Below are 13,098 nucleotides of genomic sequence, written 5' to 3'. Positions count from 1 at the left end.
GGAATACGATGAAGGCGACAAAAATGGGATTCGGCTTGCTGTTGGTCATGGTTTTGATAGCGCTTTCCGCTTGCGGATCGGGCTCGAACGGTTCGGCGGCCCCGGGCGGGGAATCGTCGGCGGCCGCAACGGGGAGCGGGGAAACGGAAGCGCCTTACGAGCTGAATGTTGCTTTTCCGATCTTCGGAGCCGTTCCGTCGGGTATTTCGGAAGTGGAGAAGGCGATCAGCGATCTTGCCAAGGAAAAAATCAACGTCACCGTCAAGCTGACCCCGATCAGCATCGGCGCCTGGACGCAGCAATCCAACCTGATGCTGACCAGCGGGGAAAAGCTGGATCTCCTGTACGTGAGCGGCACCGCTTTTACCGGACTGGTTTCCAAAGGACAGCTGCTTGAACTGGACAGCTTGCTGAACGATCACGGCCAAGGCATCCGGGAGGCGTTCGACCCTCAATTTCTGAAAGCGACTCAGGTCGACGGCAAAACGTATGCCGTCCCCTCCAAGAGAGAAATGGCCGTCGACTACGGCTTGTCCATTTTGAAACGGTACACGGACAAATACGGCATCGATCCGAATTCCATCCGAACGTTGGAAGATTTGGACGGCTTGTTCGAAACGATCAAGGATGGCGAACCGAATCTGCCCGCCGTGCTGGTGCCGCAGTCCGCCGGCATCTCCTTCGTGGACAGCTTCCGATGGTTCGATCCGCTTGGCGACTCGATCGGCGTTCTGCCCGACTTCAACGGCGGCCTGACGGTAACCAACCTGTACGAAACGCCCGAATATGCGGAGTTCGTCAAGAAAATACGCGAATGGTATCAAGCCGGATACGTTATGAAGGATTCCGCGACGAACAAGGATAACGGCAATGAGCTGATCAAGGCGGGCAAAGGCGTAGCCCGGCTGTCGAACCTTAAGCCGGGGTACGAAAGACAGGCCTCGATCGAGTACGGGGAAGAGGCGGCCGTCATCTCGCTGACCCCCGCATATGCGACGACGTCCACCGTTGCCGGGGTGAACTGGGGAATCCCTCATAACGCGAAAAACCCCGAAAAATCGATGCAGTTCCTGAATCTCATGTATACCGACAGGGATATCGTCAATCTGTTCGACTGGGGGATCGAAGGGAGAGACTACGTGAAAAAATCGGATCCGATCATCGGCTACCCGGAAGGCGTCGACGCGACGAACGTCGCGTACAACCTGAACCTTGGATGGATGTTCGGCAACCAGATGCTCTCCTACATTATGGAAGGCGAGGATCCCGAGCTTTGGCAGAAGATGGAGGAGTATAATGCGAACTCCGTCAAATCCCCGGCGCTGGGCTTCTCCTTCGACGCCGCTCCCGTCAAGACGGAATACGCGGCGGTGACGAACGTCATCAACCAGTATAAGCTTCCGATCGAAACGGGCAGCGTGGATCCGGACAAAATGCTCCCCGAATTCATCGCCAAGCTCAAATCGTCCGGCATCGACAAGATCATTGCCGAGAAACAGAAGCAATTGGACGAATGGAAGAAGAACAACTGATGCGCTTCCCTGCGGCCCGGTCGGCTCGTCCGATCGGGTCGTGACGACAAAGCGATGCGAGGAAGGGATTCGAATGCAAAAACCGACAGCGCCGAAGCGTTGGCTCACGATGAAAACCTATGCGCCGTTGTATCTCCTGACGTTGCCGGGGCTGCTTTACTTGTTGATCAACAATTACCTGCCCATGTTCGGTCTGGTGATCGCCTTCAAGGACGTAAATTTCAGCAAGGGGATACTCGGCAGCGATTGGGTCGGGTTTAAAAATTTCGAATATTTGTTCAAATCAAGCGACGCCATCCTGATCACGCGCAATACTCTTCTCTATAACGCCGTGTTTATCGTTTTAAACCTTATCGTTGCCGTCGGCGTCGCCATTCTTCTTAACGAGATCCGAAACAAGCTGTTGGCCCGGTTTTATCAAAGCGTCGTTCTCCTGCCCTATCTGATTTCGATGGTCATCGTCAGCTATTTGGGTTACGCGCTGCTGAGCATGGACACCGGCTTCCTCAACAAGACCATCCTTCCCGCCCTCGGAATGGAGGAAATCGCCTGGTATAACGAGCCCAAGTACTGGCCCAATATTCTGACCCTCGTTCACACGTGGAAAGGGGCCGGCTTTCTATGCGTCGTTTATCTGGCGGCCATCATCGGCATCGATCAGGAGTACTACGAAGCGGCAACGTTGGACGGCGCGTCCAAATGGCAGCAAATACGGTCCATCACGCTGCCGCTGATCACGCCGGTCATCATCATGATGACGCTGCTGGCGATCGGCCGCATTTTCTATTCGGACTTCGGTTTGTTTTACCAGGTTCCGATGGATTCCGGTTCGCTCTTTAACGTGACGAACGTCATCGATACCTATGTGTACCGCGGATTGATGCAGCTGGGAGATATCGGCATGTCTTCGGCGGCAGGGATGTACCAGTCGCTTGTGGGGTTCGTGCTCGTTCTGCTCTCCAATTACGTCGTACGCAAAATCAATCGGGAAAACGCGCTCTTCTGAGGAGGGAGATCTGGTGAACCGAAACATCGAGAGCAGGGCATGGCAATGGGCGGGACATTCGATTTTGCTGGTTTATGCGGCGGCGTGCGTGCTTCCCTTCCTGCTTCTGCTTACCTCATCCGTTACGGACGAGAGCACGATCATCAAGAACGGCTATTCGTTCTTCCCGGAGAAATTCAGTCTGGAAGCCTATCGTTATTTATGGAACGAGTCCACGGACATTCTGCGGGCTTACGGAATCACGGTCTTCGTTACCGTCGTCGGGACGACGCTGAGCCTGGCCATCACGTCCATGCTGGCTTACCCCATTTCGAGGCGAGACCTGCCTTACCGCAATCCGCTCGCCTTCTACGTGTTCTTTACGATGCTGTTCAACGGGGGGCTTGTTCCGACCTATTTCGTCTTCACGCAAGTGTTCGATATGAAAAATTCGCTGGCAGCGCTGCTGATTCCGGCCTTGCTGATGAACGGCTTCAACGTGCTGCTGATGCGAACGTTCTTCATGACGACGATTCCGCCGGCCGTGCTGGAGTCGGCCAAAATGGACGGAGCGGGAGAAATCCGGATTTTTTACAGCATCGTGCTGCCGTTGTCGACGCCGATCATGGCGACGATCGGGCTTTTTCAGGCCATCGCCTACTGGAACGACTGGTTTAACGGTTTGATTTACATTACGGACCCGAAGCTGTTCAGCCTGCAAAACATCCTGAATAGGATCATGTCGGACATCCAGTTCCTCTCGACCAATGCGGCCATGAGCGCCCGGGCTTCCGAGTCGATGATGACCCTGCCGTCGGCCTCGTTCCGGATGGCGATCGTCGTGGTCGGCGTCATTCCGATTTTGCTTGCGTATCCGTTTTTTCAAAAATATTTCGTGAAGGGAATCACGATCGGGGCCGTCAAGGGTTAATCGGTCGAACTTAGAGGGGGATTCCGATGGGAAATCGCTATTTTACGATTACGGAGATTACGGATCTTGGCCCGTATATAACGAAAATCGTGCTGCCGATGGCGGCAAGCGTGAAGGCGGAAGCGGTGAGGCCGGAATGCTTCAACGTCCATGTGGAGCGAAAAGACAAGCAAGGAAAGCTTCTGATGCTTCCGAAGAGCTGGTCGGAGAGGGAGGCGAAGGAGCCGAGCAAGGGGTACTGCGAGATAAAGGACGCGTATCCTTCCTGCCTGGATGGCGAAAGAAGGGAAGAAGGAGAGTTCGTTACGCTCGTATTGAAAAATAAACCGTTCGGCATCAACTCCCCGCTTGCCGCACCGGACGGAAAGAACGAGTTCTTCCTTTGCGATTGCCGGATTACCCAGATTGCGGAGATTCCGGCTGAAGGAGGGAAGCTGACCGGTCTCATATTCGACCGGCATGCGGGAGATACGATGAAGCAAGCGGAAAAGTTTCTGCACGGCATTTCCTCTTATGAAGACGAGCCGTTGAAGTATGGCTACTTCGTGCCGCAGGCCGGGGGCGGCAGACGGCCGCTCATCATTTGGCTGCACGGCTTCGGAGAGGGCGGACAGGATCCGACGGTCGCTTATGCGGGCAACAAGGCGGCGAACCTGGCCGGCGACGAAATCCAGGCCAAGTTCGGCGGAGCGTTCGTCTTGGTGCCGCAGACCGCGACCTTCTGGATGAACGACGGCAGCGGACAGTACGGCAGGTCGGGGAAATCCAAGTACGGAAAGGCATTGAAGGCGCTGATCGACGAGTTCATCGCCCGCAACGATGCGGCGATCGATACGAACCGGATCTATATCGGCGGCTGCTCCAACGGCGGATTCATGACCATGCGGATGCTGCTGGATTATCCGGACTTTTTCGCCGCCGCTTATCCGGTATGCGAGGCGTTGTACGACGATGCCGTCAGCGATGCGGAAATCGAAGCGATCAAGCATGTGCCGATCTGGTTCGTCCATTCCAGGGACGACGAGGTCGTCCATCCGGAAGAAACGGCGGTGCCGACCTATAAGCGCCTGCTAAAGGCCGGAGCCCCAAATGTGCATTTTTCTTTATTCGATCGAGTGGCGGATCTCCATGGCCTGTTTACGGAGGACAAGAAGAAGCCGTATATTTACAACGGTCATTTTTCCTGGATCTACGCCTTGAACGACGATTGCCGCCTGGATTACGACGGGAAGCCGGTCTCGGCGGACGGCAAGGAAGTAACGCTGATGGCGTGGCTCGCTTTGCAGAGGAAGCGGTAGAGGGAGGAGAACCCGCATGAGATTTGACGAGCAGACGAAGATCGGCCATATTTGGGCCGACCCTTCGGGGCGCAAGGTGCTGCTGAAGCACCTTCCCTACCTGGAGGGGAATCCCTATTTGTCGTTTATGAAAATGAGAACGCTGCCGATGCTCGCGGAATCCGATCAGACATTTGCGTGGCCTCCGGGGCTGTTGGAAGCCATTCTGGCGGAGCTTGCGAGCCTTGCGCCCGCCCCGACGGAAGATTCGGTTCCCGCCGCGGCGAAGGATTATGAGAGCCCGGCAACGCCGATCGCATCGGCAAAAGTCGTTTATCCGCAGGAAACGGAGAAGTGGGGCGTCTTCGAGGCGGAGCTTCGCGGGCCAAGGCACGGCAACCCGTTCGTCGATGTCGAGCTGAGCGCCGAGTTTGCTTGCGGCGAGGACGGCCGGGTCGTGCGGGTTCCCGGTTTTTACGACGGGGACGGGGTGTACCGCCTTCGCTTCATGCCGGACGCCGAAGGGAAATGGAGCTTCGTGACGCGGAGCAATGCGCGGTCGCTGGACCGGATCGGCGGACAGTGGACGTGCGTTCCGGCAGCCGCGGGCAACCGCGGGCCGGTGCGGGTGCGGAATACGTTTCATTTTGCGTACGCGAACGGCGATTCTTACATCCCGGTAGGCACGACCTGTTATGCCTGGACCCATCAGGGAAGAGAGCTGGAAGAGCAGACGCTGCGGACGCTGGCCGATTCTCCCTTCAATAAATTGCGCATGTGCGCGTTCCCGAAGTTCTACCAATACAACGAGGATGAGCCCGAGCTTTATCCCTTCGAAGGATCCCCGGAAGAAGGCTGGGACTTCGCCCGCTTCCGGCCGGAGTTTTTCCGGCATTTGGAGAACCGGATTGCCGATTTGGGCAGGCTGGGCATCGAAGCGGACCTGATCTTGTTCCACCCGTACGATCGGTGGGGGTTCTCGGAAATGAAGCCTTGGGCCGACGATCTATACCTGCGATATGCGACCGCCCGGTTGGCGGCATTCCGCAACATATGGTGGTCGCTCGCGAACGAATACGACTTGATGTGGTCGAAGGAAGAAGCGGACTGGGAGCGGTTCGCCCGGATCGTAACGGAGAACGATCCGTACGGACATCTGATCTCGATCCATAACTGCTTCAAGTTCTACGATTACAGCCGGCCATGGATCACGCACTGCAGCGTGCAGCGGATCGACGTTTACCGAACGGCGGAGAACGCGAACGACTGGCGGGAGCAGTGGCGAAAGCCGGTGGTCGTCGACGAATGCGCCTACGAAGGAAATATCGATCTCGGCTGGGGAAACATCACCGGGCAAGAGATGGTTCGCCGCTTCTGGGAAGGGGCGGTGCGAGGCGGCTATGTCGGGCACGGGGAGACGTACCTCCATCCCGACGACATTCTGTGGTGGTCCAAAGGCGGAAGGCTGCATGGGACGAGCCCGGCCAGAATCGCCTTCTTGCGCAAAATCATGGAGGAGGGGCCGGCGCAAGGACTCGATCCGTTGAAGTCGGAATGGGACGCTCCCTCGGCGGGCGTGCAGGATGAGCACTATTTGTTTTACTACGGGTTCAACCAGCCGAGCTACCGGTCATTTCGCATGAAACCCGGCATCCGCTATAAGGTGGAGGTGATCGATACGTGGAACATGACGATCGATCGGCTGCCCGAGCCGTATGAAGGAACGTTTCGCATTGAGCTGCCAGGAAGACCCTATATGGCGATACGTATGACGAGGGTTTAAGACCAACCGCTTCCCCGCTTCGGCTCAGGGAGACTGCGGACTTTAAAACAGGCGTTGCGAAACGGCGGATTTCGCAATGCCTGTTCAATGCCGCATTATTCGGGTAACTCCTCAAGGAAAGAATGCTAGATCCGTTTCTCAAGAATGAGCGCGAAATATTCGATATTTCTTGTCAAGAAGTCCTTGTTTTCAAAGGATGTATCCTGGAATTTGCGGTCCATATCCCCCAAGAACGCCTTGTTTCATTCATGGATGACATCTCCATACAGGTTATATGTCGGCATATTCCCCTGTATTTTTAATTTGCAGGCGAACCATCCCATCCGCGCCGCACGAACCGGACAAAAAACACCAAAAACTTTGAATTCGCAATATTTTTGGCAGGTTTTAAAATTCGTTCCTTTCCCTTATAATCCACTATAGACTCAAACGAGTACGCGACTCCGGCCAACTCCGCCTTGCACGATTTTCCGCTGCTTCCGCTTTCTTTGAGGCTGCTTCTCTCTAAATTCCGATCCACAAATACGGTTTGCCATTCCGAACAGCGGGAGGCGGTTCGATGATCCGCTTGATGCGCCTGAACATTTCGAAATCGTTCATGAAGATGATCGCGTACATGGCGATAGCGATGCTGCTGATGGTCGCTCTTTTGTCCAAATTACTGTACGACAAATTCGAGCAGATCGGCTTTGACAACGCCTACGAACTCAATCAAAAGCTGCTTGCTCAGTTGACATACAACATCGAGTATATGAATGAGACGGTAAGAACTCTCTCCATCACGCAATATTTCACGCCGGGCAACATATTGCTGATGCAGGCCAAGGAACTGAACGATTTCGACCGGATCAAGTACGTCCATGCGTTTCACAACATTATCGTCAACAACCCGATGCTGCACTCCGCCGTTTTGTACAATCACCGACTTCAACAATACCATTATATCGGAGCCGAGGAAGACCGGGATTTGCAGAACATGCTGAAGGACGGGGGATCGTTGCCCGTATTGAAGCCGGTTCCCCGGATCCTGAACGAGAACGATACGCTTATCCCCGTTTTCACCTACTACATGTTCGAGAAAAGGGGCGGCAACGTGCTCGAAGACGGCGCGCTGATCCTGAACGTGAAGATGGATTGGCTGCGCGGCGAGCTGCTCAAATGGATCGACGACGATACCCATTATATGATCGTCGACGGCAGCGGACGGGTGATCGTCGATGCGAGAGAACGATATCGGCCCTTCGAGTCGATCGAGTGGCCGATCGCGAGGCAGCCGGAAACGGCCGGCGGAAAGGAAAGCCGCACGATCGCGACCGAGGACGGGCAGAAGAGGGTCATCTCCTCGCATGCCATTCCGGGAACGGATTGGACTTTTGTCAGCGATGCGCCGTACGACAGTCTTTTTCATTTCATTCTCGACACGAGGCGGCAGACCATTATATACGCGGTATTGGCGATGCTCGCCGCCGTTGCCGTATCGGTGGCGCTTTCGCGCGTTTTTTATTCCCCGATCGCCAATCTGGTGAAGAAGGTCATGTCGGTTGCCGGAGAAATGAGCGACGCCAAAGACGAGACCGACTATATCGCAAAGGCGTTTCACTCGAGCATCCGGCAGTATGAGGTCTATAAAACGTCGACCCGAGAGCTGATCAAGGAAAATGTGCTGAAATCGCTGCTGACGGAATCCGTATCGGCGAAACCGCCGGTCATGGGGGAGGCGCTGCGCGAACTGGAGGCCATATGCCAGGCGGGCAGATCCTACGCACTCGTCCTGCTGACCTTCGACCAGACCCGGCTGTATGCGAGAATGCCCAACTCCGAGAGGCAGCTGGTAAAGCTCTCGTTGTTCAACATCGCCGACGAGGTGTTCGGCGCTTGGGCGGCCTGCGCGAAAACGGATCTGGGCGACGGCGAGTACGCTTACTTGCTCGGCACGGACGTTCAAGGCATGGGGGATGCGATGAAACATTTGCGGGAGCAGATTCGTATGATACAGTCTCTGGTCAATCGGGTTAGCCGAATGATGACGATTTCGGCCATCATCGGCCAATCGTCCGGCGATATCTCGAGGCTGTCGGAACTGTTCAAAAACACCCAGCGGCTTCGGCAATATCAGATGTCCCTGGGAAGCGGCTGCCTTATCGAAGTCGGCGATATCCCGGAACGGGACGACAAGTCCGACTATCCCGAAACGGCGGAACGCAAGCTGACGGAAGCGATCAAAGCCCAAAACGCCGAAGCGATGAAGGAGGCGTTTGCCCAGTTTATCGCTTCGCTGGGCTGCTGCGACAATCAACGCCTCTCTCTGTCGCTGCTGCAGCTCTCTCTGGCCATCGGCAGAACGTTGCACGAAATGAACCGCAGCCGGTTCGAAAAAATCGAACTCGATATGGACCGGTTTCACGGCGTCATTTTGCAGTCGGATACGCTCGAGGAAATCCGGCGCCATTTCGATCAACTGTTCGAGACGGTCGTCCGGCAATCCTCCCAATCGGTTGCGACCAAGCATCAGGTCATCGTCGAATCGGTTATCGGCTACATTCATCTTCACCTGACCGACGAGGAGCTGAGCCCGAAAGCCATCGCGGCGGAGTTCAGGTTGTCGGTCGGCCATTTGAGCGAACTGTTCAAGGAAGCGGCGCAGAAATCGATATCGAGATACATTTTCGATCTCCGCATGGAGAAGGTTCGTTATCTGCTGAAATCGACGGACAAGAGCGTTCGGGAAATCGCGGCCTCGTCCGGCTTCCACAACGAAGCGAGCTTTTACAAGGCATTCAAAAACGAGTTCGGCGTGACGCCCAACGAATACCGCATGCATGCGGTCGTCGAGCAAATGAAGCGCCCCGGTCCGATGTAAGCGGACGCGTCCGGCATGGGATTCCGGGAAATTGACATACTCAAAGCGATAAATCCTTGAAATTGCAAGTGGCAAATCGCCGCCCGGCTTCCCTATATTGTGTAGTGAGCCGCACTCGTTATAGGGATGGTGGTGAATGTTGAATGTTGAATGAAGCGGCAGCGGAAAAACCGGCAGGCGCCGGGAAAGAGAAAGTTAAAGTTAAAAGGAAAGGGATGGTTTATCGAAGAAGACAGGCCAGACAGCTCACATGGTTGGCGTTGCCGGCCATCCTCCTGTTGTTTACGTTTCAATACCTCCCCATGGGCGGTATCGTGCTCGCGTTCAAAAATTTTCGCTACGACCTCGGAGTGTGGGGCAGCGAATGGGCGGCCTTCGACAATTTCAAATTCTTCTTTACTTCCGCCGATGCGTGGAGAGTAACGAGGAACACGATCGGCCTGAACTTCATCTTTATCGTCGTCGGCACGATCGGCTCCGTCGCCGTGGCGATTCTGCTCAGCGAGGTCCATCGAAAATGGCTGAAACAATTTTACCAGACCACGATGTTCTTTCCTTATTTTCTATCGTGGCCGGTCGTCGCCCTGATCGTGTACGCGTTCTTGAACATCGACCTGGGCATCCTGAACAAAGGCATGGAATGGTTAGGATTGGAAGCGGTTTCGTGGTACTCCGAGCCTCAGGTCTGGCCCTTCGTTTTGACGGCGGTGCACTTCTGGAAGTATGTCGGCCACGGCGCGATCATCTATTACGCGGGAATTATGGGGTTTGACCGAACCTACTACGAAGCGGCGGCGGTGGACGGGGCGACGAACGGCCAAATGCGCCGGTATTTAACGGTGCCGATGCTGGCTCCCTTGGTCATTATCATGTTCCTGATCAGCCTCGGGAACATCTTTCACGCCGAGTTCGGGCTCTTCTATATGGTCACGCAGGATAGCGGCATTCTTTACTCGACGACGGACGTCATCGATACCTATGTGTACCGTTCTTTGCGAACGATCGGCGATATCGGCATGGCTTCGGCAGTCGGGCTGTATCAATCTGTCGTCGGGTTCGTGCTCATCGTGCTGGTCAATGTGCTGATTCGGAAACACAGCAAAGAAAACGCTTTATTCTAACATAGTCGATCTAAAGGAGGGACGCGGCATGTCCGGAACCCGATCCCGAACGGCCAGATGGATCGCGCACATCCCGCTGTTGCTGCTGTCCATCGCCTGCATTGCGCCCATTGCGCTCATGGTCTCGATCTCGCTGTCCTCCGGGGAGAGAATCGCGGCGACGGGGTATTCGTTTTGGCCCCAAGACATCAATCTGGAGGCGTACGAGTATGTGTTCATGGCGTCGGAGCGCATTTTTCGGGCTTACGGCGTTTCGTTGTTCGTCACGATAACCGGAACGTTTCTTTCTCTGCTGGTCATGTCCATGATTGCCTACCCATTGTCCAGAAGAGATTACATCCATCGGGGCAAGCTGATGTTTTATGTCGTCTTTACGATGCTGTTTCACGGAGGACTCGTTCCCACTTACATTGTCATTTCGAATTATCTTCAGATGAAGGATACGCTCTGGGTGTTGATTTTGCCCTATCTCGCCGCTCCCTGGTTCATCATTATGCTGCGGACCTACTTCTCGCAGCTGTCCCACGAGATCATCGAAGCGGCGACGGTGGACGGTTGCAGCGAAAAACGCATTTTGTTCACCTTGATCATCCCGATGAGCAAGCCGGCGCTGGCGACGATCGGATTGCTTACGGTGCTAAGGTATTGGAACGACTGGTTTCTCGGGCTGCTGTATATCGACAGTACGAATTTATATCCGCTGCAATTGCTCCTGTACGTCATGATGGCCAATATCCAGGAATTGCTTAGAACGGCGCTGGATACGGGCATCGTGGAAATCGCCGACTTCCCGTCGGAAGCGGCGCGCATGGCGATGGCGCTTGTCGTGGCCGGGCCGATGCTGCTCGTATTCCCCTTTTTCCAAAAATACTTTGTCAAAGGATTGGCGGATGGAGCGGTCAAAGGGTAGTCCGCGATGAATAGAATGATAGTGCGCAATACAAATCAGGGAGGAAACGGAATGAAAGTCGGAAAAAAGGCGGGGTTCCTTGGTATTGCCTTGGCGTTGGCATTCGCGGCTTTGGCCGGGTGCGGCACGTCGAACGAGAAGCCGGCAGCGGAAACGCAAACGCCGGTACAGACCGGAGCGAGCGAAACGCCGGATGCGCTGCCTCCTGCGAAGCTGGTCTGGCTGCTAAGGGCATCGCCGCAGACGGACGGGGCCGCCGTTCAGGAAGCGTTCAATAAAATCGTAAAAGAGAAAATCAACGCGGAAGTGGAGCTTCGTTTTATTGACGGCGGCGTATACGATACGAAAATCAAAACGATGATCGCGGCAGGAGAAACGTTCGATCTCGCCTTCGCTTCCTCCTCGCTTGGCGGGGATTTTTACGGGAGCGTGGCCAAAGGGGCGTTTATTCCGCTCGACGATTTGATCAAGACGTACGCTCCGCAGACGTTCGCGTCCATTCCCGAAGACTTCTGGGAGGCGGTCACGGTCGACAAGCGCATCTACGGCGTCCCGAACTATCAAATCGTGGCCAGGCAAAACGGCGTCGTCGTGCAGCAGCGGATGCTCGACAAATATGCGTTCGACCTGACCGGCGTGAACAAGCTGGAGGAACTGGAGCCCCTGCTTAAAAGCATGAAAGAAGGAGAGAGCAGCAACAGCACGCCGTTTTACATGTCGAAGGCGGGCATTTGGAAAGATATGCTGACTTATTACGGCTTCGATTCGATCCTGTCCCCGATGTCGCCCGGAACCGTCAAAATCGGCGACGACAGCCTGAAGGTCATCAACCAGTATACCGAGCCGTCCTTCCTGGAGCATATCAAGCTGATCCGCGACTGGTACGAGAAGGGCTATATCAACAAGGACGTGGCGACCGCCCAGGTCGGCAGCACCTCCGACGGAAGCCTGTCGCTCAGCATGTGGAACAATATCAAGCCTGGCGGAAACGCGGAGATGAAAGCGCTTGTAGGCGGGAATGACGTCGCGCAGCACGTGCTGGACCGGCCGTTCGTCACGACGGCGAATATTTCGATTACGCTGCAAGCGATCAGCCGGACGTCCAAAAACCCCGAGCGGGCGATGATGCTCATCGAACTGATGAACACGGACAAGGAACTGTACAACTTGCTCAGCTTCGGCATCGAGAACAAGCATTACAAGAAGACAGGCGCCGACCGCATCGAACCGATTGCCGACAGCGGCTACTTCCCGAACAAGTCCTGGTCGTTCGGCAACCAGTTTAACGCGTACCTGCTGCCGGAGCAGCCCGACGACGTCTGGCAGCAAACGATCGATCTCAACAATCGGGCGGAACGTTCCAAGCTGCTTGGATTCAACTTCGATATCGAACCGGTCAAAGCGGAAATCGCGCAAACCCAATCGGTGCTCGACGAGTATACTCCGGGATTGCTGACGGGCTCCGTCGATCCGGAAAAGTATTTGCCGCAATTTTTGGACCGGCTGAAGGCGGCCGGGGCGGATGCCATCATCGCTGAGAAGCAGAAGCAGATCGACGCCTGGAAGGCATCGCGGTAATGCGGTAATGCGGTAATGCCGTAATGCCGCTTCATCATAGGAGGGCAAAAGCAAGCGCAAGAAGCTAGAAGCCGAAAGTTGGGCGAGCGTTGCGGCGTTGGCGGCAGCGACTTGCGTCTCG

General features: G+C 55.3%; 9 protein-coding genes. All 9 read left to right on the top strand.

Features of this window, described 5'->3' with window-relative positions; translation table 11 throughout:
• Nucleotides 1–8: 8 nt before the first annotated feature.
• Nucleotides 9–1,532: an ABC transporter substrate-binding protein gene (locus JW799_RS26670; protein ID WP_205432561.1), complete on the top strand. Its 1,524-nt coding sequence runs from the start codon at nt 9–11 to the stop codon at nt 1,530–1,532.
• A gap of 73 nt (nt 1,533–1,605) precedes the next feature.
• A complete protein-coding gene (locus JW799_RS26665; protein ID WP_205432559.1) occupies nt 1,606–2,538 on the top strand; it encodes an ABC transporter permease in 933 nt (310 codons plus the stop codon).
• Between the two features lie 10 nt (nt 2,539–2,548).
• Complete coding sequence (locus tag JW799_RS26660) at nt 2,549–3,448, top strand: carbohydrate ABC transporter permease (RefSeq protein ID WP_205433121.1); 900 nt, start codon at nt 2,549–2,551, stop codon at nt 3,446–3,448.
• A gap of 26 nt (nt 3,449–3,474) precedes the next feature.
• Nucleotides 3,475–4,746 carry a prolyl oligopeptidase family serine peptidase gene (locus tag JW799_RS26655; RefSeq protein ID WP_205432557.1) on the top strand — a complete coding sequence of 424 codons (1,272 nt, stop codon included), beginning with the start codon at nt 3,475–3,477 and terminating at the stop codon, nt 4,744–4,746.
• Between the two features lie 16 nt (nt 4,747–4,762).
• Complete coding sequence (locus JW799_RS26650; protein ID WP_205432554.1) at nt 4,763–6,508, top strand: DUF5605 domain-containing protein; 1,746 nt, start codon at nt 4,763–4,765, stop codon at nt 6,506–6,508.
• 559 nt (nt 6,509–7,067) lie between these two features.
• Nucleotides 7,068–9,368 carry an AraC family transcriptional regulator gene (locus JW799_RS26645; RefSeq protein WP_080837686.1) on the top strand — a complete coding sequence of 767 codons (2,301 nt, stop codon included), beginning with the start codon at nt 7,068–7,070 and terminating at the stop codon, nt 9,366–9,368.
• A 215-nt stretch (nt 9,369–9,583) separates the two neighbouring features.
• Nucleotides 9,584–10,489: an ABC transporter permease gene (locus tag JW799_RS26640; RefSeq protein WP_205432552.1), complete on the top strand. Its 906-nt coding sequence runs from the start codon at nt 9,584–9,586 to the stop codon at nt 10,487–10,489.
• Between the two features lie 28 nt (nt 10,490–10,517).
• On the top strand, nt 10,518–11,399 hold the full coding sequence (locus JW799_RS26635; protein WP_080837692.1) for a carbohydrate ABC transporter permease: 882 nt from the start codon (nt 10,518–10,520) through the stop codon (nt 11,397–11,399).
• A gap of 51 nt (nt 11,400–11,450) precedes the next feature.
• On the top strand, nt 11,451–12,977 hold the full coding sequence (locus tag JW799_RS26630; RefSeq protein ID WP_205432550.1) for an ABC transporter substrate-binding protein: 1,527 nt from the start codon (nt 11,451–11,453) through the stop codon (nt 12,975–12,977).
• Nucleotides 12,978–13,098: the final 121 nt, after the last annotated feature.

Source organism: Cohnella algarum (assembly GCF_016937515.1).
GTDB classification, from domain to species: Bacteria; Bacillota; Bacilli; order Paenibacillales; family Paenibacillaceae; genus Cohnella; species Cohnella algarum.
The sequence above is the reverse complement of the archived record's forward strand: the minus strand, read 5'-3'. Positions and strand labels throughout refer to the sequence as shown.

What these genes read in the sequence shown, in the direction of transcription:
- JW799_RS26650 (WP_205432554.1), top strand. Translation starts at nt 4,763, where the DNA reads ATGAGATTTGACGAGCAGACGAAGATCGGCCATATTTGGGCCGACCCT.
- JW799_RS26635 (WP_080837692.1), top strand. Translation starts at nt 10,518, where the DNA reads ATGTCCGGAACCCGATCCCGAACGGCCAGATGGATCGCGCACATCCCG.
- JW799_RS26640 (WP_205432552.1), top strand. Translation starts at nt 9,584, where the DNA reads ATGGTTTATCGAAGAAGACAGGCCAGACAGCTCACATGGTTGGCGTTG.
- JW799_RS26645 (WP_080837686.1), top strand. Translation starts at nt 7,068, where the DNA reads ATGATCCGCTTGATGCGCCTGAACATTTCGAAATCGTTCATGAAGATG.
- JW799_RS26670 (WP_205432561.1), top strand. Translation starts at nt 9, where the DNA reads ATGAAGGCGACAAAAATGGGATTCGGCTTGCTGTTGGTCATGGTTTTG.
- JW799_RS26630 (WP_205432550.1), top strand. Translation starts at nt 11,451, where the DNA reads ATGAAAGTCGGAAAAAAGGCGGGGTTCCTTGGTATTGCCTTGGCGTTG.
- JW799_RS26665 (WP_205432559.1), top strand. Translation starts at nt 1,606, where the DNA reads ATGCAAAAACCGACAGCGCCGAAGCGTTGGCTCACGATGAAAACCTAT.
- JW799_RS26655 (WP_205432557.1), top strand. Translation starts at nt 3,475, where the DNA reads ATGGGAAATCGCTATTTTACGATTACGGAGATTACGGATCTTGGCCCG.